Source organism: Brevundimonas sp. TWP2-3-4b1 (genome assembly GCF_049897665.1).
GTDB classification, from domain to species: Bacteria; Pseudomonadota; Alphaproteobacteria; order Caulobacterales; family Caulobacteraceae; genus Brevundimonas; species Brevundimonas subvibrioides_B.
In genome coordinates this window covers 33,570-56,223 of sequence record NZ_JAFCWQ010000004.1, presented here as the reverse complement: position 1 = coordinate 56,223, position 22,654 = coordinate 33,570, and the positions used below count along the sequence as shown (strand labels likewise).

Below are 22,654 nucleotides of genomic sequence, written 5' to 3'. Positions count from 1 at the left end.
GCGCGGGCCCATGCACCGCCTGATCCTGATGCGCCACGCCAAGACCGAGCGGGCCGCCGAAAGCGGCCTCGACCGTGATCGCGCCCTGACGCCGCGCGGGCTGGACGACGCCGCCCTGATGGGCCGCATTCTGGCCGACAAGGGCCTGCGGCCCGACCTCGCCCTGGTGTCCTCGGCCACCCGGACGCGACAGACCTGGGAGGCGATGCACGACTCGCTCGGGGACGTCGAGGTCCGCATCGAGCCCCGCCTCTACGACGCCACCACCGACATCATCCGTCGCTTCGTCGAGGATGCGGAGGACAAGGCGGGTTGTTTGCTCGTCATGGCTCACAATCCCGGCGTCCAGTTGCTGGCCATGGAGTATCTGACCGAGAGCGCCGCCTCCCCGTCGGTGCTCGACCGGATGGCGGGTGGGTTCCCAACGGGCGCGGCGGCCATCTTCGAGGTCGATGTCGCCGGTCGCTGCGCCTACGACGGCTTCCTCACACCCAAGGCCTTCGGCGGCGGGGCCGAGGACTGATGACCGAGACCGTCGCCTACAAGATCATCGACGCCGCCGAATGGCGCGAGGTTGTGGCCGAGGGCGTCTATGCCGGGTCCGCCGTCGATCTGGCGGACGGCTACATCCACCTGTCGACCGCCGATCAGCTGGATGAGACCGCGCGCAAACACTACGCCGGGCGCGAAAACCTTGTGCTCCTGACCGTCGACCTGACGACGCTCGACGACACGATCGTCTGGGAGGCCTCGCGCGGCGGCGCCTTGTTCCCGCATATCTACGGCCTCCTGCCGGTGACGGCGGTCACCGAGGCTGTGGCCTATTCCTCCCCCATCGGGGGAGGGGGACCGCGAAGCGGTGGAGGGGGCCAACCCCAGACACCGAATCCAGATCGGACCCCCTCCGTCACGGCGCAAAGAAGCGCCGCGCCACCTCCCCCCACGGGGGAGGAATAGATGCCCGTCCCCGACTTCGGCGCCGCGATCCTGCGTCGGCTTGACCCCGAGACGGCGCACGGGCTCGCCATCCAGGCTCTGAAGACCATCCCCCTGCCCGCGCCGCGTGCCGACGACCCGATCCTGGCGACCCGGATCGCGGGCCTGAACCTGTCCAACCCGATCGGCCTCGCCGCCGGGTTCGACAAGAACGGCGAAGCCCTGCGCGGCCTCGCCCGCCTCGGCTTCGGCTTCGTCGAATGTGGCTCGGTCACCCCCCTGCCCCAGGCCGGAAATCCGAAACCCCGCCTGTTCCGCCTGTCGCAGGACCGGGCCATCATCAACCGGATGGGCTTCAACAACACCGGGCTTGAGGCCTTCGCGGGCCATTTGTCCGCCCGCCCCTCGGGTGCTGTGATCGGCGCCAATCTGGGCGCCAACAAGGACACCGACGATCGCGCGGCCGACTATGTCACCGGCCTCAGACGCCTCGCCGGCCTCAGCGACTATTTCACCATCAACATCTCCTCGCCCAACACGCCCGGCCTGCGCGCGCTGCAGGGTCGGGAGGCGCTGGACGACCTGCTGGGCCGCATCGCCGAAGCCCGGACAACCGCCGCGCCCGTCTTCCTGAAGATCGCGCCGGACCTGACCTTCGCCGAGATCGCCATGATCGTCGAGGCGGCCCTGGTCCACCGGATCGACGCCCTGATCGTGTCGAACACCACGCTCGACCGTCCCGACAGCCTGACCTCGCACGACCGGGCCGAAACCGGCGGCCTCAGCGGCGCGCCCCTGCGCGGCAAGGCCCTGGCCGCGCTTCGGAACGCCGCCGAGGCCGCCGAAGGCCGCCTGCCCCTGATCGGCGTCGGCGGCATCGCATCGGGCCAGGACGCCTGGGAGCGGCTCCGCGCGGGCGCGTCGGCCATCCAGATCTATTCCGCCCTGATCTACGACGGCCCCGATCTGGTCGTCCGGATCAAACGCGATCTCGCCGCCCGTTTGCGCGCCGAAGGTTTTTCCAGCGTCGCCGAGGCGGTTTCGGCGCCTCCGTTGACGGAGCGTTAGGGGCAAGCCGGGCATAGTCTCCTGATGCGTGGCGAAGACCGCGCGTTTTAGCGGGGGCAGAATGTCGGAGGCCAGTACGATCACGTCGCCGACGTGGGCCCCGGCGGTCCGCCGCCGCCGCAAGGCCCTGCTGCAGCGCCTGGGCATGGGCGCCGCCACCGCCATGGTCTTCAGCCCCCTGTTCGGCTGGACCTTCTCGAGCATCTGGGTCGGAACCTACTTCATGGTCCAACTGCTGGACCTGATGATCTTCGACCCCATCAACAGCGGCAAGGTCGAGCGAATGGGACCGGTCCGGTCCGCCGCCGGCGTGGCCATGCTGTTCCTGAACGCCGCCGCCTTCGGCAGTCTGTCGATTCCGCTCTGGTTGACCGGCGGTCCGATGGGCGGAGTCTGCGCCGCCGTTCTGGTCGCCTCGGGCGCCATCTATGGCGTGATCAATTCGCCCCGCTCGAAAATGGTGCTGGCGGTCACCATCGCGCCGCACTTCCTCTACATGACCGCCACCCCGTTCTGGATGGCCTGGTACGGCGCGTCGTCGTCGTTCGTCACCGCCGCCGCCGTCGCCTTTGTGGTCTTCGGCGTCTACTGTCTGTCGACCTGGCAGCGCATGAACCAGGCCGCCGACGCCGAGATCGCCGCGCGCCTTGAAGCAGATCAACGCCGGGCCGACGCCGAGCGCATCATGGCCGGTCGCTCCATCTTCCTGGCCACCGTGGGCCATGACCTGCGCACCCCCATCAGCGCCATTCTGACCGGCGCGGCCGAGCTGGAGCGCGGCGCGACCGACGGCGCCGCCCGCGCCCAGGCCGCGCTGATCACCGACGCCGGGATCATGATGAAGGCGCTGCTCGACGATCTTCTGGATCACTCCAAGCTCGACGCCGGCCGGATGACGGTCGAGACCGTCGACTTCAGCCTTCGCGGCCTGATCGCCCAGACCCTGATGTTCTGGCAGGGCGAGGCCCGCGCCAAGGGGCTGAACCTGCGCGTCGAGGGCGCGTCCAGCATCCCGCACTCGGTCAAGGGCGACCCCATGCGCCTGCGTCAGGTGCTGAACAACCTCGTCTCAAACGCGATGAAGTTCACGGCCGAGGGCTCGGTCACCCTGCGCCTTTCGGCCTGGCTGGAAGAGCCTGCGCACTATGCGATCCTGATCGAGGTGGCCGACACCGGCCCAGGCATGACGCATCAGCAGCTGACCCGGCTGTTCACCCCGTTCGACCAGACTGCGGAGGGGGTCAGCGCCCGCCACGGCGGCACGGGCCTGGGCCTCAGCATCAGCCGAGACCTGGCCGAACTGATGGGTGGCCGCCTGACCGCCCGCAGCTGTCCGGGAGAGGGCGCCGCCTTCACCCTGTCGCTTCTTCTGCCACGCGGCGACGCCATCGTCGTCGCACCGAGGGGCTTCAACCAGGAGAGCCGGGGCGACATCGTCCGCAGCCTAACCCCACGGACGCCCCGTGCGGCTACGCCCGCGCCCACGCCCTCCACGCCGGTCTTTGAGACCGCTCCTGCGTCCATAGAGCCCGAGGCCGAGACGCTGCCGGTCGAGAGCGGCCCCGAGATCGGCAACGAGATCGGCAACGACCCCGAGCAGGAGGCGGACCGGCCCCTGCGCGTGCTGGTCGTCGATGACCACGACATCAACCGCCGCGCGGTGGAGCTGATCCTCACTCCGCTGGGCTGCGATATCGCGACCGCCGCCGACGGCCTTCTGGCCCTGGCCCAGTGTGAGACCGCCGAGTTCGACGTCATCTTCATGGATGTTCGGATGCCAGAGCTGGACGGCCGCGAAACCACCCGCAGGCTCCGCGCCGGCGGCGGGTTGAACGCCGCGACCCCCGTGATCGCTGTCACGGCCGACACCTCGCCCGACGACATCTCCGCCTGCATGGCCGCCGGCATGACCTATTTCGTGTCCAAGCCCCTGACCCCGACCGCCCTGCTGGGCGCCCTCAGTCACGTCCTGGCGGGCGAAGAGCCTGAAGCCAGCGAGGCCGAGACCGTCGCCGCCTGACCGGTCACCTCGGCGAGCAGTTTCGACGCGGCGTCCGGCGCCTTCAGCCCACATTCCCAGACCGTGACGACACGCCAGCCGTCGTTAATCAATTTGGCGGCGACTTGACGATCCCTGGCGACATTCCTCGCCAGTTTGGCGGTCCAGTAACCGGCATTGGCCCTGGGCTTTCGCGAGCCCCTCGCGCAGTCGTGGCCATGCCAGAAACAGCCGTGGACAAAGACCACCGTCCGCCGCCCCTGCATCACAATATCCGGCTTGCCGGGCAGGCCTGAGCCGCCCAGCCGATAGCCGACCCCCGCCGCGCGCAGCATGCGCCGCACCGCGATCTCTGGCGCGGTGTCGCGCCCCTTGACCCGACGCATGACGGCGCTGCGCTTCTCCGGAGAGAAGACGTCCGTCATGCGCCGCCAGCCTTTAAAGCTGCGCCAGCAGGTGTTCCGCCGACGACACCTTGAACTCGCCGCCCTGTTCGATGTTCAACTGGGTGACGACGCCGTCCTTGACCAGCATCGAATAGCGCTGCGAGCGCTCGCCCATGCCGAAACCTCGTGCGTCCAGCACCAGGCCGAGCGTGCGAGTGAAGTCGCCGCTGCCGTCGGCCAGCATGACCACGTCATCCGGGGTCAGGCTCTGGCTCTCGGCCCAGGCGTTCATCACGAAGGCGTCGTTGACGGACAGGCAGGCGATCACGTCCACGCCCTTGTCTGCGAGCGCCGACTTGTTGTCGACATAACCGGGCAGGTGACGCGCCGAGCAGGTCGGGGTGAAGGCGCCGGGAACGGCGAAGAGGGCGACGGTCCTGCCCTTGAAGAACTCGTCGGTCTGGACCGGCCTGGGGCCTTCCGGAGTGCCTTGCGACAGGGTGGCCGAGGGGATGCGGTCGCCGATCTGGATCGTCATGGGAGGCTCCGGGAGGTCTGTAAAAGAGGCGCGTGCGCCGACTTCGGTCAGATAGGCGCACCCGTAGCCCTCGCCAAGCGTGATCGTGACCGCTCTCGCCTTGCGTAACGCCCCCGGCGCACCGATCATTCAGTCATGGACGACTTCCAATCCCTCGCGGGCCGGCTGCTGGTGGCCATGCCCGGCATCGGCGACCCCCGTTTCGAGCATGCGGTGATCCTGGTCTGCGCCCACGGGCCCGACCATGCGATGGGCGTGCGCGTCGATCGGCCGGCCCCCGGCGTCGACCTGAAGGCCGTCCTGACCAAACTGTCGGTCAACGCCCCCGACGCGTCGAGGGGTCGCCCCGTCATGGTCGGCGGCCCGGTCGAGCGCGAGCGCGGCTTCGTGCTCCACACCGACGACTGGATGATCGACGACACCTCCACACCGTTCGGCGCGGGCCTTGCCCTGACCGGCACGCGCGAGGCGCTCGCGGCCATGACCGACCCCCTCACCGGCCCGCGCCGTTCGACCCTGTTGCTCGGCTATGCCGGATGGGGCGACGGCCAACTGGAGGAGGAACTGGGCGAGAACGTCTGGCTGACGGCCGACGCCGACCTCGACCTGCTGTTCGATACGGATTTCGACACGAAGTGGGCGCGCGCGCTGGCCGGCCTCGGCGTCGATGCGGCGATGCTGTCGGGGCAGAGCGGCAGGGCCTAGATTTCCGCAAACGCCCCAAGGCGAGCGCCTTGCTCGATTGGATTGGCGGCGTAAGCATCGGTCCATGAAGACCGTAACCTACTCCCAGCATGCAGTTGACCAGATGAAAGAGCGAATGCTGCGCAAATCGTGGGTAGAGCGCGCGATCGGAAAGCCCGAATGGATCGAGGCCGATCCCAATGATCCCACCCTGGGATGGAGGCTCGCAGCCGTCCCGGAATTTGGCGGCCGCTACCTGCGCGTGGTGGTCCGAGAGACGGAAGACCACTTTCATGTTATTACGGTCTGCCCGGACCGAAGAGCAGCAAAGCGACATGCGCGCCAACACGTACGATCCTGATGCCGACGCCGCCTACATCGTAGTGGGCGAAGGGCCGATCGCTGACACCGATGAGCTCGCACCGGGCATCGTCGCTGATTTCGATGCTCAAGGCAGGCTGGTGGGCATCGAATTGCTCAGCGTATCGAAGACGCTCGCCCCCGGAAGCTGGAAAAACTGGCCACTGCCGGGCGTCGATGCACACGCCCACGCGGCGGAGTAAAGTTCACCCCGAACGCGCCTTCAGCGGCGCGACGCCGTCGGAAAGGCTTTCATTGAGATAGACCTCGGCCTCCTGCGCCGGCAGGGCGGGCGCATAGCCGAAGCCCTGGCCGTAGTGGCAGTTGGCGTCGAGCAGCAGGGCCGCCAGCCCGGCGTTCTCCACCCCCTCGGCCACGACCTCCAGGTTCAGGTCGCGACCCAGGTTGACGACCGACTTGACGATCTTCGCCGAGCCCTCGTCCTTATCCATTGTCAGCACGAAATAGCGGTCGATCTTCAGCGTATCGAACGGCAACCGCGCCAGATAGGACAGCGACGAGAAGCCCGTGCCGAAGTCGTCGAGCGCGAGCGACGCGCCCACATCCTTGAGCTTCTGCAGGATGATCGCGGCCGAGGCCGTGTCCCGCATGATGTCGCCCTCGGTGACCTCCAGCTTCAGCGCGCCCCAGGGCAGGCCGGTTTCCTGGATCACGCGCGCGACATCCTTGACCAGGTTCGGCCGCTCGATCTCGCCGACCGACAGGTTGACGCTGCAGAACAGCTTGCCGGCCGAGGGGTGGCGCTTCAGCCACTCCGCCAGCTGGCGCGCCGACTGGGTCATCATCATCAGGCCCAGATCGTTCATCAGGCCCATCTCGTCGGTCAGGCCCAGGAACTCGTCCGGCGGCACCAGACCGCGCTTGGGGTGACGCCATCGGGCCAGGGCCTCGAACCCGGCCACCGCGCCGGTGTTCAGGTTCACGATCGGCTGGAAGAAGGGTTCGATCTCGCCGCGCACGAAGGCGTTGCGCAGGTCGGCCTCAAGCGCCAGGCGGCTGAGGCTGTCGCTCTCCATCGCCCGTCCATAGGCGGCGGCCCCGCCGCGTCCCGCCTTCTTGGCGGCGCCGACAGCCAGTTCGACCCGGCGCAAAAGCTCGGCGGCGTCCGGCGCGTCCGGCCCGCCCTCGAAGGTCACCGAACCGATCGAGACGGTCGGATAGATGTCGAAGCCCGCGACCCGGAGCGGCTGTTCCAGCGCATCCCTGAGCCGATCGGCGGCGTTGCCGACCCCGCGCGGCACCAGTACGGCGAATTCGTCCTCGCCGATCCGTGCCGGATTGGCGTCGAACGAGAAGGCGGCGGCCATGCGCGATCCGAGCGCGGAGATCACCATGTCGGTGCGCTCGTGGCCCAGGGCCTCGTTGAGGCGGCGCAGGCGGTCGATATCGGCGACGACCATGTCGTATTCGCCGGGCGCGGTCAGGGTCTCGGCCGCGCGGTTGAGGAAGCTGCGGCGGTCCAGCAGGCCGGTCAGCACATCCTTGTCAGCGCCTGCGATCTTGGTTTCCAGCGCCACCATGCCGGCGGCGCGAAGGCCATCCTCAAGCCAGACGCCACGCCACAGACAGGTCTCGGCTCCACGCATACGCAGACGCAAGGCGACTTCGGTCCCTTCGGCGGCGGGTTTCAGCACCCGTTCGGCCAGTGACCGGTCCTGGGGCAGGGCGAGGGCGATGAAGGCGGCGCCCGAACATTCCGGCGCCAAAGGGCCCAGTCCCAGCGAACGGGTCGCGCCGGTGAAACGGATCTGATCTTCGCTCGGGGTCCAGATCCACAGGGCGGAATCAGCGGCGGCCAGCGCCTCGATGGCCGTGGTCGCGTCCCAGGTCATGGTACGGGGTCGCGGGGTCACGGGTGCAGGCGTTCCTTCAGGACACAGCGACGTCGTCCGCTACGAGGCCGAACAGGATATGATCTGCCCATGCGCCGTTAATTTTAAGATAAGCCCGCGCCTCGCCCTCCTTCAGGAACCCGGCTTTTTCCAGAACCCGGCGCGACGCCATGTTGGCCGGCAGGCAGGACGCCTCCAGCCGATGCAGGCGCACCGAGCGGAACGCGAACCCTGTCATGGCCCGCACGGCGGCGGTCGCCACGCCAAGCCCGGCGAACGGTTCCCCGACCCAATAGCCGAGGGTGCCGGTCTCTGCGACGCCGCGGCGCACGTTCGACAGGGTGATGGCCCCCATCAGGGTCCGCCCGGACAGATCGAAGACGAAGAACGGCCAGGCGTGGCCCAACTCCATCTCGCGCGCATAGACGCCCAGTCTGCGCCGATAGGCGGCCCGGGTCAGGTCGTCGTCGGGCCAGGACGGCTCCCACGGTTGCAGGTAGTCCCGCGAATGCTCCCGGAGGTCGGCCCAGGCCGAATAATCGCCCGTGCGCGGCGGCCGCAGCAGCACGCCCGCGCCCTCGACCACGGGACCGGTCGCATCCGTCATCCAGTCCAGCAGGGCCATAGACGAAGAGATAGCGCATCAATCCCCCGTCTCCCAGAGGGAGACGGAAGTCAGGTCGCCACCCGCTCCGAGAACGCCTTGCCCGCCGACGCCGCCGCCTTGGGCCCCAGCACCGCCGTCGAGGCCTTGCCCGAGGCGAGTATCCGCTCGCCGACGGCCTTCAAGTCCGCGACCGTCGCCGCCTCCATCCGGGCGGCCGTGTCGTCCGACGGCACCGGCGCGCCGAACATCAGGGTCTGGGCGGCGTTGCGCCCCGCGCGGCTGGCCGGGCTCTCGTCCGACATCCATAGCCCGCCCTTCAGAACCGCCTTGGCGCGCGACAGTTCGGCGTCGGTCGGCCCCTTCAGCGTCAGGTCGCGGATCTCGTCGGCGCAGACCTGCGCCAGTTCCACCGCCCGGTGCGCCGCCGCGCCAGCATAGATCCCCAGCACCCCGCCGTCCTCATAGGGCTCCTGATAGGCGTCGATGGCGTACGCCAGTCCCCGCTCCTCGCGCGCGCTCTGGAACAGGCGGGACGCCATCCCCCCGCCGAGGATCTCCGTGAACAGCCGCAGCGCCGGAATGCCCGGATCGCCCGTCGCCAGCGAAGGAAGCTGGAACACCAGATTGGCCTGTTCAATCTTGCGCGACAGGGCCGCCGTGCCGCCGACGAAGGTCGCGGGCTCCGGCGCATCGGCGGGCTGGGCCACAGCGTCGGCGAACCAGCGCTCGGCCAGGGCCAGCAGCTCGACCTCGTCCACCGCCCCGGACACCGCCACCACCATCCGGTCGGGCGAATAGAGCCGCGCGCGCCAGTCGCTGATGGTCGTGCGATCGACCGGCTTCAGGCTGGCGATCGAGCCGAGAATCGGGCGGCCCAGCGGCTGGCCTGAGAAGGCCTTGGTCTGGGCCATTTCGAAGACATGGTCGTCGGGCGTGTCAAAGGCCTCGGCGATCTCCTGGGCCACGACGTCCTTCTCACGCTCGATCTCGGCGGCGTCGAGCGTGGGGCGGAAAACCAGATCCGACACCACCTGCATGGCGAGGCCCAGCGATCCGTCCAGGGCCCGGATCTCGAAACTGGTCCGCTCATAGCCGGTGGCGGCGTTGATCGACCCGCCCTCGGCTTCGATCCGTTCGACGATGTCGCGCGCGCCCATGTCGCCGGCGCCCTTGAATACGAGGTGTTCGAGCAGGTGCGACCAACCGGAGCGGCTCTCGCTCTCCCACCGGGCCCCGCCCTTGACCGCCACGGTCAGGGCCAGGGTGCGCAGGCCGGGCATGGGATCGCAACCGACGCGGACGCCGTTGGACAAGGTATGAATAGAAGCGGTCAGGGGATGGGCTTTCGGTAGCGTCGGACGAGCACGGCCACATAGAAACCCACGAGGGCCAGCGCCAGCCCGTACCAGGTCAGGGCGTATCCCAGATGGTTGTTCGAGAAGGCCGCCGGGGGGGCCGAGGCGATCAGCGCCGCGATCTCCGGATTGGGCGAGGTCAGGGCGAACAGGGTGAACTCGGACGGCGCGGCGGCGCTGAGCTGGGTGGCGATGGCGAGGTTGTCGCGGCCGTAGAACCGCCCCTGCGACGGCGCCGGCGTCATGGCTCCGGGCGGAGGCGAACGGCGCAGCTCCACCGCCATGGCCAGAGGCAAGGTCGAGGCCAGCACACGTGGCCGCGCCGGGACGCTGTCGGCCACGAAGCCCCGATCGACGAGGAAGGTCTGGGTCATCCCCTCAGGCACGCAGGCCGAGATCAGCCGGCTGCCGGGCTGGCCGTCATGGATCGACTGCAACTCGACATAGGCTGCGGTCGGCAGTCCGCGACAAACGACCAGAGCCTTGCGGAACTCCGGATCGGCAGCGGTCAGAACCTCGGGCAATGGCGCGGGCGGCAGTCGGGCCGCCGCCTCGGCCTGGGCCATCAGCTGTTCCTTCCAGTGCATCCGCTGCACCTGCCAGGTCCCGAGCCCGCACAGGACAAGCACGCACGCAGCGATGAACGCGGTCAGCAGGATGGGGAACCGCGCACGGACCAGATCCTCCGCCGTCGGGGGAGGCGGCCCGGAGCGAAGCGGAGGGACGGAGGGCGGCCCGGAGCGAAGCGGAGGGACGGAGGGCGGCCGCTCCACGTTCGGCGTCCGGGGTTGGCCCCCTCCCCCGATGGGGGAGGATTGTGGATCTTGCTCAGTCATTGTTGCGCGTCTGTCCCGCCCGGTGGCGCATCTGCAGGGCGATCATCACCCCCTTGCCCGGCCGCATCAGTCCCAGCGACAGCCCCACGACCAGAGGCAGGGCGACGACCAGCATGGCCCAGATCGGCGGGTCATAGGCGATCTGGACGAACAGCGCCCCGAACACCACCAGACCACCGGCGATCTGCATGACGAAGATGGCAGCCCCGTCGCCGGTGTCCAGCCGGGTGAAGTCGAAGCCGCAGACGGCGCAGCGCTCGACCACCTTCAGGAAGCCCGAAAATAACGGCCCCTTGCCACAGTTCGGGCAGCGGCAAAGCAAACCGGCGCGGATCGGGTCGATCCGCGCCGGCGCAGGAGTGTCAGGCTGGAGTGGACCGCTGTCCAACGCCGTCCCTAGCCGAACGTCACATAGACGAAGGCGAACAGGAACAGCCAGACCACGTCGACGAAATGCCAGTACCAGGCGGCGGCCTCGAAGCCGAAATGCTTCTGAGGCGTCATCTGGCCGGCCAGCAGGCGCAGCAGGCAGACGGCCAGGAAGATGGTGCCGAGCAGGACGTGGAAGCCGTGGAAACCCGTCGCCATGAAGAAGATCGAACCGTACAGGCCCGAGTTGGCGGCTTCCGCGTTGAAGAACAGGTTCTCGTGGAGGATGTGCTGGTATTCATAGACCTGAACGGCGGTGAACAGCGCGCCCAGGACCACGGTGATGATCAGCCCCATCTGGGCGCCCTTGCGGTCGCCGACCTGAAGGGCGTGGTGCGCCCAGGTGACGGTCGTGCCGGACAGCAGCAGGATGACAGTGTTCAACAGCGGCAGCTGCCACGGATCCAGAACCTCGACGCCCTTGGGCGGCCAGGTCGACCAGGCGGCGGCGGTATCGGCCCAGTTGGAGATTTCCGGGATGTGGGCGCGGGCTTCGTTGAAGACCGCCATCTCGAAGAACATCCAGAAGAAGGCGGCGAAGAACATGATCTCCGACGCGATGAACAGCACCATGCCGTAGCGCAGGCCGATCGAGACGACCGGTGTGTGATCGCCGCGGCGGCTTTCCTTGATCACGTCCGACCACCAGCCGAAGGCCGAGTAGAGCACGCCGGCCAGACCGGCGAAGAACAGCCACGACGTGCCTTCCGGCAGGCCGAAGAGGCCCTTCATCCAGGTCACAGCGCCGACCATCATCACGGTCGTCGCGATCGAGGCGACCAGCGGATAGGGGCTGGGATCGACCAGGTGATAGTCGTGGTGTGGAGCGGCGTGGGCCATGCGTCGTGTCTCTGAATCGGCGAGAGAGGAGAAGTTCGAACGGGCTATAGCGTCGGCGTTCAGCCCGCGCCAGTGCCCCCGCGGGAGGCGTTCTGATTAGGAGTCCCCTGATCGTCCTGCACGGGATAGAAGGTGTAGCTCAGGGTGATCTCGTTGACGCCCGCGACCTCGCGGTCATCGACCATCTCGGGCGCGATGAAATACTGCATCGGGAACTGGCGGGTCTCGCCCGCCGCGATCGTCTGATCGTCGAAGCAGAAGCATTCCAGCTTCTGGAAATAGGCTCCCGTCTGCTCGGGCACGACGTTGTAGCTGGCGCGGGCCAGGATCGGCTTGTCCGAGGTGTTGGTGACGTCGAAATACGCGATGCCGGTCTCGCCGATCTTCACCCGCTGAGTAACCTGTTCGGCCTTGAACACCATCGGCAGGCCACGGACATTGGTGTCGAAGCGGATGGTGACTTCCCGGTCCAGCGTCTCGGTCGGAGCCTTGTCCGCCTTCATCGTCGTGCCGTTGAAGCCGGTGACCTGGCAGAACATGCGGTACAGCGGCACCGCCGCGAAGGCGGCGCCGGTCATCGTCACGACCACCCCGGCGCACAGCAGGGCGATCAGTTTCGCGGATCGGGGCGCGGCCATCAGTTGGAGGCTTCCGCCATCGACGCAGGCTGCGCAGGCGCGGACGCCAATGCGCGGTCCTGGGCCGTACGGGCCGTCATGTTCGCCTGCATCCGCATGAAGGTCGTGGTGAAGATCAGCACGATGAAGGCGACCAGCCCCACAGCGATCCACAGACTGCGCTTGTTGCGGGCCGCGAGTTGTTCAGGCGTCAGATAAACGGGCATGGGCTCAGGTTCCGGGAACGACGAAGCTCTCGACCAGAAGGGCCGCGAACAGCGCCATCAGATACAGGATCGAGAAGGCGAACAGGTTCCGCGCCGGTTTGGCCTCGGCGCGGACATCATACAATGCGGCCTCTCGCCCCACGGCCTCTGCCTTGTCGGGCGCGTCCCCGGCCCGGGACCGCCACAGCCGTGCGGCCAGGGCCAGGAAGGCCAGGCCGCCGACGGTCGAGACGGTCAGATAGATGCCCCCCCCCATGCCGACGACGCCCGGGGCGATCGCGACCGGCACGAAGATCAGGCTGTAGAGCAGGATCTGCAGCCGGGTCGATTTCGCCCCCTTGGCCACCGGCATCATCGGGATGCCGGCCTTGGCGTAGTCGCCGGCCGAATACAGGGCCAGGGCCCAGCTGTGCGGCGGGGTCCACAGGAAGATGATCAGGAACAGCAGCCAGGCCTGCCACGGCGCCGATCCGGTCGCGGCGGCCCAGCCGATCACGGGCGGGAAGGCGCCCGCCGCTCCGCCGATGACGATGTTCTGCGGCGTCCGGCGCTTCAACATCATCGTGTAGAAGACGGCGTAATAGACGATGGTCATGGCCAGCAGACCGGCCGCAAACCAGTTGGTGTTCATGCCCAGCAGCATGACCGAAAAGACCGAGAGGACGATGCCGAAGGCGATGGCGTCGTTGCGCTTCAGTCTCCCCGCGGCGACAGGACGGCCTCGCGTGCGACGCATCAAGGCGTCGGTCTCGCCCTCGATCGCCATGTTCAGCGCGCCCGCCGCGCCCGCACCGACGGCGATGCACAGGATGGCGATGGCGGCGACCAGCGGGTTGATTGAACCCGGCGCGACGACCAGGCCGGTCGCGGCGGTGAACACCACCAGCGACATCACGCGCGGCTTCAGCAGCTGGAAGAAGTCTTCCGGCTGGGTTGTCGACGGGACGTGGACCTGGAGGGGGGCTGGGGTTTGAGTCATCAAATGAGAGGGGCCGCCTCCCGGGGTCGGAAGGCGGCCCTCATCCTAACACGGACGGGAGGGGTTAGTGGCTGTCGCCCTTCACCACCGGCAGTTCGTTGAACTGGTGATGCGGCGGCGGCGAGGACAGGGTCCACTCCAGGGTCGTGGCGCCTTCACCCCAGGGGTTGGCGACACCCGGACGACGACGAACGGCGGCCTCGACCAGCATGATCAGGAAGACCAGCACGCCGACAACCGTGATCGCATAGCCGACCGAGGAGACCTGGTTCCAGAGGGTAAAGGCTTCCGGATAGTCGACGTAGCGGCGCGGCATGCCCTGCAGACCCAGGAAGTGCTGCGGGAAGAAGACGATGTTCACGCCGATGAACATGATCCAGAAGTGCGTCGCACCCAGATATTCGTTGTATTTCACGCCGAACATCTTCTCGAACCAGTAGTAGAAGCCGGCAAAGATCGCGAACACGGCGCCCAGCGACAGCACATAGTGGAAGTGGGCCACCACATAATAGGTGTCGTGCAGGCTGTAATCGATGCCCGCATTGGACAGGACCACGCCGGTCACGCCGCCGACCGTGAACAGGAAAATGAAGCCGATGGCCCACAGCATGGGGGTCTTGAAGCTGACCGAACCGCCCCACATAGTTGCGATCCAGCTGAAGATCTTCACGCCCGTGGGCACGGCGATGATCATGGTCGCGGCGATGAAATAGGCGCGCAGGTTCACGCTCATGCCGACCGTGTACATGTGGTGCGCCCACACGATGAAACCGACGAAGCCGATGGCGACCATGGCGTAGGCCATGGCGAGGTAGCCGAACACGGGCTTCTTCGAGAAGGTCGAGACGATGTGCGAGATGATGCCGAAGCCTGGCAGGATCAGAATGTAGACCTCGGGGTGACCGAAGAACCAGAACAGGTGCTGGAACATCACCGGATCCCCGCCGCCGGCCGGATCGAAGAAGTGGGTGCCGAAGTTCCGGTCCGTCAGCAGCATGGTGATGGCGCCTGCCAGAACGGGCAGCGACAGCAGCAGCAGGAAGGCGGTGACCAGCACCGACCAGGCGAACAGGGGCATCCGGTGAAGGGTCATGCCCGGCGCCCGCATGTTGAAGATGGTGGTGATGAAGTTGATCGCGCCGAGGATCGACGAGGCCCCCGCGACGTGCAGCGAGAAGATCGCCAGATCCATGGCCGGGCCGGTGTGGCCGACGGTCGAGAGCGGCGGATAGATGGTCCAGCCGCCGCCGAAGCCCTTGCCCGGGCCGCCGTCGACGAACATCGACAGGCACAGCAGCACCCAGGCCGCGACCAGCAGCCAGAAGGAGATGTTGTTCATGCGCGGGAAGGCCATGTCCGGCGCGCCGATCATGATCGGAACGAACCAGTTGCCGAAGCCGCCAATCATGGCCGGCATGACCATGAAGAAGATCATGATCAGGGCGTGGGCCGTGACGGTGACGTTGTAGCCATGCTTGGAGGCTTCAACGATGCCCAGCTGCTGGATCAGGCCGCCTTCGACGAAATACTGGATTCCGGGTGCGGCCAGTTCCAGGCGAATCAGGCCGGACAGGAAACCGCCGACCAGGCCCGCCATGATGGCGAACAGCAGGTAGAGGGTCCCGATGTCCTTGTGGTTGGTGGACAGGAACCAGCGGGTGAAGAAGCCCGGCTTGTGGTCATGCTCCGCATGGGCATCGTGGCCCGGATTGGAATGCGTGTCAGCGGTGATGTCGGTGGCCATTTCGGTCTCTGGCTCGCGGTTACTGGGCGGCCGGGGCCGCGGCGGCGGGGGCCGTCGCAGCAGGAGCGGTTCCGGCGGCGGGAGCCGTCGGCGTGGTTGCAGTCTGGGCGGTCGGGATCGCGCCGGCGACGGGAGCTGCCGGAGCGGTCGCTTCGGTCGTGCCGACCGCGACCTGGGCGGCGGTGCCACCCGGCGCTTCAGCGGGCGTGGCCGGGGTCATCGAGCCGCCCTTGGAGGCGACCCAGGCCGCGAACTCGGCCTCCGTCACGACATTGATCTGAATCGGCATGAAGGCATGGTCGACGCCGCAAAGTTCCGAGCACTGACCGTAGAAGACGCCCGTACGCTCGGCGCGGAACCAGGTCTCGTTGACCCGGCCGGGGACGGCGTCGGTCTTCAGGCCGAAGGCCGGCAGGGCGAAGGCGTGGATCACGTCGGCGGCTGTCACCAGCACGCGGACGGTCTTGCCGACCGGCACCACGATCGGCTCGCTGGCGGCCAGGCGGTACGGAACGTTCCGGGCGCGGGCCTCGTCTTCCGGAAGCATGGCCGAGATGTATTCGGCGATGCCCTGGTCCGGGTACTCATAGGCCCAGTTCCACTGGTTGCCCGTGGCTTTCACCGTCAGGTCCGGCGTCGGCATGTCGTGATAGGCGAACAACAGGCGGAACGAGAACAGCGAGATGCCGACCAGGATCATGACGGGCAGGACCGTCCAGATGATCTCGATCAGGGTGTTGTGGCTCCACTTCGCCGGAACCGGATTGGCCTTCTCGTTATAGCGGATGGCGATCCAGATGATCAGGCCCAGCACCAGCAAGCAGATCGCGGTGATGATCGGCATCAGGATGGCATCGTGGAAGATATGCGCCTGATGCTTCAGCGGCGACGCAGCCGGCTGCAGGCCGATGCCGCCCGGCGTCGGCTGGCCCATCAGGTCCTGCGCCCACGTCGGGGTGGCGAAGAAGACGGCGAGCGATGCGGAGGCCAGAATGCCACCGGCCGTGCTCAGGGCTCGAGTGCCCAGTCCCATGCGAGAAATCCTCATCAAAGTCATCTGCATCAAGTATTTGCGATCCACTCGCATATACTTGGCCGGGCTCTCTGGAGACGCGGCGTTTAAGGGCCGGTCCATATCGCCCCGGTTCGCGGTTGCCAAGCGATTGGGCGTCGCAGGCGCGATTTCGTCGCGGCGGCGCCGCGGCGCGGGATTCTTAAATCGCTGTCATGTTTAAACAGCTACCTTGCGCCGCAAGATACCTTGCGATAGCCTGTGGAAATCAAAGGAGGTGTTCGGACATGCCCGAAACCATAGAGATCCAGTTGAAGAAGGGAGTGCTCGGACTGTGTGTCCTGGCCCTCCTGGCCCGCGCCGACAGCTATGCCTACGAGATCGCCAGCCGCCTGTCGGATGCGATCGACATGGGCGAAGGCACCATCTACCCGCTCATGCGCCGCATGCAGACCGACGGGCTGGTGGAGACCTATCTGGTCGAATCATCGTCGGGGCCGTCGCGCAAATACTATCGGCTCAGCCCGGCCGGGCGCGACGCGCTGGTCGCCCAGTCCGCCGAATGGACCCATTTCACTCGCGCCGTGGATGCGATCGTCGCCAACGACGAAGCACCCGTGGCTCCTGCTCCGGGAGAAGCAGCATGACACGAACCGAATTTCTCAGTCGCCTGAGGCAGGGCCTCGTCGGCCTGCCGATGTCCGTGGCCGCCGAGATCGTCGCGGACTACGAGACGCATTTCGACGACGGCATAGCCGCCGGCCGCTCGGAGTCCGAGGTGGCGACCGCGCTCGGTGATCCGGCTCGCCTCGCTCGTGAACTCCGTGCCGAGGCCGGCGCCCAGCGCTGGCATCAGGAGAAGAACCCCTCCGCCGCCGCCGCCGCCGTCTTCGCGGTGCTCGGCCTGGGCGCCATCGACATCCTGATCCTGCTGCCCATCCTGATGGGCGTGATCGGCACCCTGTTCGGCATGTTCATCGCTGTGATCGCGCTGTTCGTTTCAGGTGGCGCCATCATGGTTGCGGGGCCGTTCGCCGGGTTCCCGGGTGGCGTCGCCGCAGCACTGCTGGCGGGTCTCGGCCTGATGGCCGGGGCCGCCTCGGCCGGGGCCTTGCTGGCCATCCTCACCATCTGGCTGGTCAACGGCATCGTCTGGTTCGCCCGCCTGCACTACCGCCTGCTCAAGCCTGCGCTTACGCCCCAAGCCAACGTTGTCACGGGAGACCCCGCATGATCCGGACCCTTCTCATCATCGCCGCCGCCGGTCTCGTCCTGGCCACGGCTTCCCTCGGCGGCGCCTTTGCACTCGGGGGCCGCGACATGGCCCGCCACGGCTGGGAGTGGACCTTCCACGACAAGGATGGGGACACCGTCTCCTTCGAGCGCGACGACGGCACGCGCGGTCCGGATGTGACCCGGACCCTGGAATGGACCGGCGGACAGACCCTGACCGTCGATCTGTCCGCCGACGTCGAATATGTCCAGGGCGCTACCCCGGGCGTCACCGTCACGGGCCCGGCCCAACTGGTAGAGAAGGTGCGACTGGTCGATGGACGCCTGACCTGGGCGGACACAGACGGCCCCAACCACGAGACGGTCGTCTTCGGCCGGAATGAACACGGCCGGGGCATCTGGGTCCATTCCGAAGAGGTGAAGATCGTCGTCACGGCGCCCGCCATCAACAGCTTCAACCTGGAGGGTTCGGCCAATCTGATGCTGAGCGACTATGACCAGGACACCCTGGCGATCGACATCTCCGGTTCGGGAGAGGTCACGGCGACGGGCCGCACCCGCGCTCTGGAAGTCGACATCTCCGGCTCCGGCGACGCCGATCTCGGGTCGCTCGCAGCCATCGACGCCAATGTCGCCATTGCAGGATCGGGGGACGCCGTCGTCGCCCCGACCGGCCGGGCCGACATCTCCATCGCCGGTTCCGGCGACGTGCAACTGAACACCCGGCCCGCGACGGTCAACCAGCAGGTCTCGGGCTCCGGCGAGGTCGACTACGCCAGCGTTTCGGAAGAGACCACCGTCACGACCACACGTCAGATCGCCCAAGGCCCCGGCGTCTCGGTCAGCACCAGCACCACGGTTCCCGCCCGCTGATCGCGAACGAAATCCTCCCCCGTCGGGGGGAGGTGGCGCGCAGCGCAGCGTAGTGACGGAGGGGGCCCGCCACAGTCCCGGTGTCTGAAGCCGGCCCCCTCCACCACTTCGTGGTTGATGGCTCCCCCGACGGGGGAGGATTGGCGTCCGACGCCCCAGCGCCTACCTATATGAGATGACCGTCCACATCCCCCCGCCGCCCCTGCTCGAAACCTCGGGCGTCGATCCTGACGAAGCCCTGTCGATCCTCCGGGAGGCGCTGCAGGGCGCCGACGACGGCGAACTGTTCCTCGAACGCTCCGAGTCCGAATCGCTCGTCTTCGACGACGGCCGTCTGAAGGCCGCCGCCTATGACGCCACCGAGGGCTTCGGCCTGCGCGTCGTCGCTGGTGAGACCGCCGGCTACGCCCACGCCAACGAGATCAGCTCGGCCGCCCTCCGACGCGCCGCCGATTCGGCGGCGCTGGCCAAGTCCGGCCATGCCGGCGTCTCCGCCGAGGGGCCCCGCGCCACCAACCAGAAGCTCTACGACGCGGTTGATCCCCTCGCCTCGCCCGCCTTCTCTGACAAGATCGCCCTGCTGCAGGAGATCGACGCCTGGGCCCGCGCCCGCGACCCGCGCGTCGTCCAGGTCTCGGCCTCCATCGTCGGCGAGCGTCGCGCCATCGAGATCCTGCGGGCCGACGCCCTGACCGTGCGCGACGTGCGCCCGCTCGTGCGGCTGAACGTCTCCATCACGGTGGAGAAGGACGGCCGGCGTGAGACCATGTCCAACGGAGCCGGCGGCCGGGCCGGGTTCGAAAACTGGATCACGCCCGACCGCTGGCAAGCCCAGGTGGATGAGGCCCTGCGCGGCGCCCTGGTCAATCTCGAGGCCGTCGACTGCCCGGCCGGAGAGATGGATGTCGTTCTCGCCGCCGGCTGGCCCGGCGTCCTGCTGCACGAGGCGATCGGCCACGGCTTCGAGGGTGATTTCCACCGCAAGGGCTCGTCGGTCTTCTCCGGCATGATGGGCCAGCGCGTCGCCGCCCCCGGCGTCACCATCGTCGATGACGGCTCCATCGCCGGCCGGCGAGGGTCACTCAGCGTCGATGACGAAGGCACCCCGACCTCGCGCACTGTGCTGATCGAGGACGGCATCATGGTCGGGCTGATGAACGACCGTCTGTCGGCGCGTCAGCTGGGCCAGCGCGCCACCGGCAACGGCCGGCGCCAGTCGTTTGCCCACCAGCCCATGCCGCGCATGACCAACACCTTCATGGAGGGCGGCAAGGATAAGCAGGCCGACATGATCGCCTCGACGAAACGAGGCCTCTATGCCGCCAACTTCGGCGGCGGCCAGGTCGACATCACCAACGGCAAGTTCGTCTTCCAGTGCACCGAGGCCTATCTGATCGAGGACGGGAAGATCACCGCCCCCGTGCGCGGCGCGACCCTGATCGGCGACGGCGCAACAGCCCTGACCAATGTCTCGATGATCGGCGACGACTTCGCCTTCGACCCCGGCGTCGGCGTCTGCGGCAAGGCAGGCCAGGGGGTGCCGGTCGGCATCGGCCAGCCCTCGCTCAAGATCGGCGGCCTGACCGTCGGTGGCACGGCGGTCTGAGACGTCCCCGACACACCCGTCTTCGCCTTGTGCCTCCCTGACGTTCACCAAATGTTCTATGGTCCTGCAGGTCGGCCCGAATGCCTCGGGACGCGGCGCGATGCGGGGTTTGAACAATGCAGGGCTGGAAGGAACGACTGGATCAGGCGCTGAAAGCGCAAAGGATTCACAAGTCATACGCGCTGGCCGTCGAGCTGGGCGTCGATGAAAGCGCCATCAGCCGATGGCGCCGGGGTCCATCGATCTCGCTGGACAACGCCGTCAAACTTTGTCGCGCGCTGGATGTCTCTCTGGACTGGCTCCTGACCGGGCGCGGCCATGTCCATGCCCACCGGGACGAGGAGGCGAAGCTCGATCGGTTGACCCGAGAGCTTCTGGCGGACCTGTCCGAAGATCGCGCCTCTGAAGCGATCGACGCGCTGGCCGGCCTCGTCAGAATTCTCAAACCCGTCCGTGCCCCCCCCCCTGAAGCGCCGCGCGCAAGAGGTCGCCCGCTTTCGTGTGCGGGACACAAGGAACAATCCTACCTAAAGTAGTAAATAGCGGCGACGATTATCGCATGGATTGCATTTCGCCATCCACGCCCGGCCCTGCCGGGGCGACCCTTCGCCACGAGATCCGCCATGTCCACGCCCTATGAAATCGATATCTCCCTGTCCCCCGAGACCGTCAAAGAGCTGAAGGACGGCGGCTACGCCCTGTATGGGTTCAAGGCCGTCAAGAGCACCGTGGTCGGCGCCGCGGGTCTGGTTCACCGATCTGAACTTCCTGAACACCACCAGGGTCAAATGGACCGAGCAGTATCAGGCCTACATCTCGACGGATCAGATCATCTCGAACGGCGTCATCGACGCCAGCGCCAATGTCGACATCAATCTGGGCCAGACCGCCAATGTCGATGAGGACCAGAACCTGACTCCGGTCAGCGAAGGCACGCCGCTGGCGATTTCCATCTTCAATCAGTCCAGCATGCCCCTGACGGCCGGCATCTCGCAGATGAACAACGGGTCAGCCAATCCGATGTGCGCCATCCCCCTGCACGGCAACATGCTGGATGTCGTGGTGCCGATCGAGAAGGTCCTGCTGACCTTCGCCTCCAACACCGTCAACACCGGCACGGTGATCTACAAGGCCTATGCGTCGGGCCTGCTGATCGACCTGACCGCCGACAACACCCGCGCCGTCTCCTTCGACATCAACAAGGGCTGGGCCTGGGACGGCGGCACCTGGGGCGTGCCGGTCAAGGCGAACGAGAGCCTGGTGCCCCTCTTGATCGAGGACGCCTGACCCCTGCTGACCGACCTGACGCGGGCGGTCGCCCCCATCGGACGTCCGCGTCCTTTTTTCTCTCCCTCTCATCAAGGATCACAATCATGCCCCAAACCATCATCCTCAAGGGACAGCAGCACGCCTTCGCCGGCGGCATCATCCCCGGTAACGTCACGGCGACCACAACCAATCCTGCGACAGGCAACGTCACCTACACCCTGGCCGCCCAGGGGCCGGTGGTCGTCCCGTTCGCCGGCAATCAGGTTCACAGCTTCGTCCTGCCGGTGAACGGAAACACCCTGGCGATCTTCAACAACTCAACCTCCGGCCTGTCCTGCGTCTACTGAGGTCGGTCGGGGCGGGCCCGATCCGCCCCGACGCTCTCGCTTCCATGTCCTTCCGGAGAGCGCTGTGACCCGCCATCTGACGATCACCCTGTCCCCGCACACGGTCCAGTCGCTGAACCGGGAGGACATGGCCCTCTATCTGTTCGCCGCCGTCCGGCACGGCCCCTTCGCGTCTGGCGCCCCAGGGACGGCGGGCGGCGCGCCGCTGGTCTGGCTGAGGCGAACGCGCCTGTTGCAGACGACGACGCTCACGTTCGAAGACGCGCTGAACATCTATCTGTCGTCTACGGAGATCGAGCCGAACGCCGTCGTCGTGGTCGGCGCGCAGGTCGATACCGCGCTGGGCCAGACGGCCTTGCTGAACGACGGTCGGCAGTTGACGGCCACCGTCTCGGGCTTGCCTGACACCGCCGCCCTGATCAACAGGGACGATCAGGCCTGGACCTGGGGCCTGTGCCGGACGATCGCGGACCAGATGGCTCCCTTTTGCGTCTTCCCTCTGCACGGTCACGCCATGGGGATGCTCGCCCCGACCGATCGGATCCTGGCGCTTTTCGCCACCGATTCGACGCCGCCCGGCGCAATCGTGCAGACAGCCTTCGGTCCCGGCCTGCTGATCGATTTCGTCGCCACCGCCAAACGGGAGATCGCCTTCAACATCGACACGGGCTGGCGATCCGACGGCTCCGTCTGGGCCACGCCGGTCCCGGCCGGATCGGCTTTGGGGCCGTTGCTGATCGCACGATAACGTCGACCGGACGGACGATGGTCCAGGGGCCCACGACCGGATCTGACGCCGCGACCTGCTAGGAGTGACCGGTTACGGTCTTGAACTCGCCATCCCTTCGGATGTCCG

General features: G+C 67.3%; 28 protein-coding genes. 15 read left to right on the top strand and 13 right to left on the bottom strand.

Going from position 1 to position 22,654, the window contains the following annotated elements; all coding sequences use genetic code 11:
- Window positions 1–10: 10 nt before the first annotated feature.
- The 4 genes from ACP7A5_RS04780 (at window position 11) to ACP7A5_RS04765 (ending at window position 4,024) form a co-directional block, all read left to right on the top strand.
- Window positions 11–523 (top strand): SixA phosphatase family protein, encoded by a 513-nt coding sequence (locus tag ACP7A5_RS04780; protein ID WP_426040836.1) that lies wholly within the window; start codon window positions 11–13, stop codon window positions 521–523.
- Entirely contained in the window at window positions 523–957 is a 435-nt protein-coding gene (locus tag ACP7A5_RS04775) for a DUF952 domain-containing protein (protein ID WP_426040835.1), read from the top strand. Before ACP7A5_RS04780 ends, ACP7A5_RS04775 begins: the two co-directional genes overlap by 1 nt.
- Window positions 958–2,004, top strand: a complete 1,047-nt coding sequence (locus ACP7A5_RS04770; RefSeq protein ID WP_426040834.1) for a quinone-dependent dihydroorotate dehydrogenase — start codon at window positions 958–960, stop codon at window positions 2,002–2,004. It abuts the gene before it with no gap.
- A 61-nt stretch (window positions 2,005–2,065) separates the two neighbouring features.
- A complete protein-coding gene (locus ACP7A5_RS04765) occupies window positions 2,066–4,024 on the top strand; it encodes an ATP-binding protein (RefSeq protein ID WP_426040833.1) in 1,959 nt (652 codons plus the stop codon).
- On the opposite strand, the gene ACP7A5_RS04760 is transcribed toward ACP7A5_RS04765, so the two are convergent.
- Complete coding sequence (locus ACP7A5_RS04760; RefSeq protein ID WP_426040832.1) at window positions 3,967–4,428, bottom strand: very short patch repair endonuclease; 462 nt, start codon at window positions 4,426–4,428, stop codon at window positions 3,967–3,969. The genes ACP7A5_RS04765 and ACP7A5_RS04760 overlap by 58 nt on opposite strands.
- A gap of 13 nt (window positions 4,429–4,441) precedes the next feature.
- On the bottom strand, window positions 4,442–4,927 hold the full coding sequence (locus ACP7A5_RS04755; protein WP_426040831.1) for a peroxiredoxin: 486 nt from the start codon (window positions 4,925–4,927) through the stop codon (window positions 4,442–4,444).
- A 135-nt stretch (window positions 4,928–5,062) separates the two neighbouring features.
- Between ACP7A5_RS04755 and ACP7A5_RS04750 the strand changes: the two genes are divergently transcribed.
- Genes ACP7A5_RS04750 through ACP7A5_RS04740 form a run of 3 tightly spaced genes read left to right on the top strand, consistent with a single transcriptional unit; the run spans window position 5,063 to window position 6,174 of the window.
- Window positions 5,063–5,632, top strand: coding sequence for a YqgE/AlgH family protein (locus tag ACP7A5_RS04750; protein ID WP_426036155.1), 570 nt, complete (start codon window positions 5,063–5,065; stop codon window positions 5,630–5,632).
- Window positions 5,595–5,972 (top strand): DUF4258 domain-containing protein, encoded by a 378-nt coding sequence (locus ACP7A5_RS04745; protein ID WP_426040830.1) that lies wholly within the window; start codon window positions 5,595–5,597, stop codon window positions 5,970–5,972. Before ACP7A5_RS04750 ends, ACP7A5_RS04745 begins: the two co-directional genes overlap by 38 nt.
- Window positions 5,947–6,174, top strand: a complete 228-nt coding sequence (locus tag ACP7A5_RS04740; protein ID WP_425993181.1) for a DUF2283 domain-containing protein — start codon at window positions 5,947–5,949, stop codon at window positions 6,172–6,174. Before ACP7A5_RS04745 ends, ACP7A5_RS04740 begins: the two co-directional genes overlap by 26 nt.
- A gap of 3 nt (window positions 6,175–6,177) precedes the next feature.
- On the opposite strand, the gene ACP7A5_RS04735 is transcribed toward ACP7A5_RS04740, so the two are convergent.
- From ACP7A5_RS04735 to coxB, 11 genes are all read right to left on the bottom strand, one after another.
- Entirely contained in the window at window positions 6,178–7,824 is a 1,647-nt protein-coding gene (locus ACP7A5_RS04735) for a putative bifunctional diguanylate cyclase/phosphodiesterase (RefSeq protein ID WP_426040829.1), read from the bottom strand.
- 37 nt (window positions 7,825–7,861) lie between these two features.
- Complete coding sequence (locus ACP7A5_RS04730; RefSeq protein WP_426036151.1) at window positions 7,862–8,449, bottom strand: GNAT family N-acetyltransferase; 588 nt, start codon at window positions 8,447–8,449, stop codon at window positions 7,862–7,864.
- A gap of 50 nt (window positions 8,450–8,499) precedes the next feature.
- Complete coding sequence (locus ACP7A5_RS04725; protein ID WP_426040828.1) at window positions 8,500–9,711, bottom strand: M16 family metallopeptidase; 1,212 nt, start codon at window positions 9,709–9,711, stop codon at window positions 8,500–8,502.
- 50 nt (window positions 9,712–9,761) lie between these two features.
- Complete coding sequence (locus tag ACP7A5_RS04720; protein WP_426040827.1) at window positions 9,762–10,373, bottom strand: SURF1 family protein; 612 nt, start codon at window positions 10,371–10,373, stop codon at window positions 9,762–9,764.
- A 241-nt stretch (window positions 10,374–10,614) separates the two neighbouring features.
- A complete protein-coding gene (locus tag ACP7A5_RS04715) occupies window positions 10,615–11,010 on the bottom strand; it encodes a DUF983 domain-containing protein (protein WP_426040826.1) in 396 nt (131 codons plus the stop codon).
- A gap of 8 nt (window positions 11,011–11,018) precedes the next feature.
- Window positions 11,019–11,891, bottom strand: a complete 873-nt coding sequence (locus ACP7A5_RS04710) for a cytochrome c oxidase subunit 3 (RefSeq protein WP_426040825.1) — start codon at window positions 11,889–11,891, stop codon at window positions 11,019–11,021.
- A gap of 59 nt (window positions 11,892–11,950) precedes the next feature.
- Window positions 11,951–12,529 (bottom strand): cytochrome c oxidase assembly protein, encoded by a 579-nt coding sequence (locus ACP7A5_RS04705; RefSeq protein WP_426040824.1) that lies wholly within the window; start codon window positions 12,527–12,529, stop codon window positions 11,951–11,953.
- Window positions 12,529–12,735, bottom strand: a complete 207-nt coding sequence (locus ACP7A5_RS04700) for a hypothetical protein (RefSeq protein WP_426040823.1) — start codon at window positions 12,733–12,735, stop codon at window positions 12,529–12,531. Before ACP7A5_RS04700 ends, ACP7A5_RS04705 begins: the two co-directional genes overlap by 1 nt.
- Before the next feature lie 4 nt (window positions 12,736–12,739).
- Window positions 12,740–13,714, bottom strand: coding sequence for a heme o synthase (gene cyoE, locus ACP7A5_RS04695; protein ID WP_426040822.1), 975 nt, complete (start codon window positions 13,712–13,714; stop codon window positions 12,740–12,742).
- Window positions 13,715–13,778: 64 nt separating this feature from the next.
- Window positions 13,779–15,458 (bottom strand): cytochrome c oxidase subunit I, encoded by a 1,680-nt coding sequence (gene ctaD / locus ACP7A5_RS04690; RefSeq protein ID WP_426040821.1) that lies wholly within the window; start codon window positions 15,456–15,458, stop codon window positions 13,779–13,781.
- 19 nt (window positions 15,459–15,477) lie between these two features.
- Window positions 15,478–16,491 carry a cytochrome c oxidase subunit II gene (gene coxB, locus ACP7A5_RS04685; protein WP_426040820.1) on the bottom strand — a complete coding sequence of 338 codons (1,014 nt, stop codon included), beginning with the start codon at window positions 16,489–16,491 and terminating at the stop codon, window positions 15,478–15,480.
- A 266-nt stretch (window positions 16,492–16,757) separates the two neighbouring features.
- Here coxB and ACP7A5_RS04680 point away from each other — a divergent pair, with 266 nt between their 5' ends.
- The 8 genes from ACP7A5_RS04680 (at window position 16,758) to ACP7A5_RS04645 (ending at window position 22,546) form a co-directional block, all read left to right on the top strand.
- A complete protein-coding gene (locus tag ACP7A5_RS04680) occupies window positions 16,758–17,117 on the top strand; it encodes a PadR family transcriptional regulator (protein ID WP_425991817.1) in 360 nt (119 codons plus the stop codon).
- Complete coding sequence (locus ACP7A5_RS04675) at window positions 17,114–17,704, top strand: DUF1700 domain-containing protein (RefSeq protein ID WP_426040819.1); 591 nt, start codon at window positions 17,114–17,116, stop codon at window positions 17,702–17,704. Before ACP7A5_RS04680 ends, ACP7A5_RS04675 begins: the two co-directional genes overlap by 4 nt.
- Window positions 17,701–18,576, top strand: coding sequence for a GIN domain-containing protein (locus ACP7A5_RS04670; RefSeq protein ID WP_426040818.1), 876 nt, complete (start codon window positions 17,701–17,703; stop codon window positions 18,574–18,576). Before ACP7A5_RS04675 ends, ACP7A5_RS04670 begins: the two co-directional genes overlap by 4 nt.
- Window positions 18,577–18,751: 175 nt before the next feature.
- Window positions 18,752–20,182 carry a metalloprotease TldD gene (gene tldD / locus ACP7A5_RS04665; protein ID WP_426040817.1) on the top strand — a complete coding sequence of 477 codons (1,431 nt, stop codon included), beginning with the start codon at window positions 18,752–18,754 and terminating at the stop codon, window positions 20,180–20,182.
- Between the two features lie 116 nt (window positions 20,183–20,298).
- Window positions 20,299–20,718, top strand: a complete 420-nt coding sequence (locus ACP7A5_RS04660; protein WP_426040816.1) for a helix-turn-helix domain-containing protein — start codon at window positions 20,299–20,301, stop codon at window positions 20,716–20,718.
- Between the two features lie 166 nt (window positions 20,719–20,884).
- Entirely contained in the window at window positions 20,885–21,469 is a 585-nt protein-coding gene (locus tag ACP7A5_RS04655; protein WP_426040815.1) for a hypothetical protein, read from the top strand.
- A gap of 86 nt (window positions 21,470–21,555) precedes the next feature.
- The gene (locus tag ACP7A5_RS04650) at window positions 21,556–21,798 is read left to right on the top strand and encodes a hypothetical protein (RefSeq protein ID WP_426040814.1); all 243 of its coding nucleotides are present in this window, start codon (window positions 21,556–21,558) and stop codon (window positions 21,796–21,798) included.
- A gap of 64 nt (window positions 21,799–21,862) precedes the next feature.
- On the top strand, window positions 21,863–22,546 hold the full coding sequence (locus ACP7A5_RS04645; protein WP_426040813.1) for a hypothetical protein: 684 nt from the start codon (window positions 21,863–21,865) through the stop codon (window positions 22,544–22,546).
- Window positions 22,547–22,654: the final 108 nt, after the last annotated feature.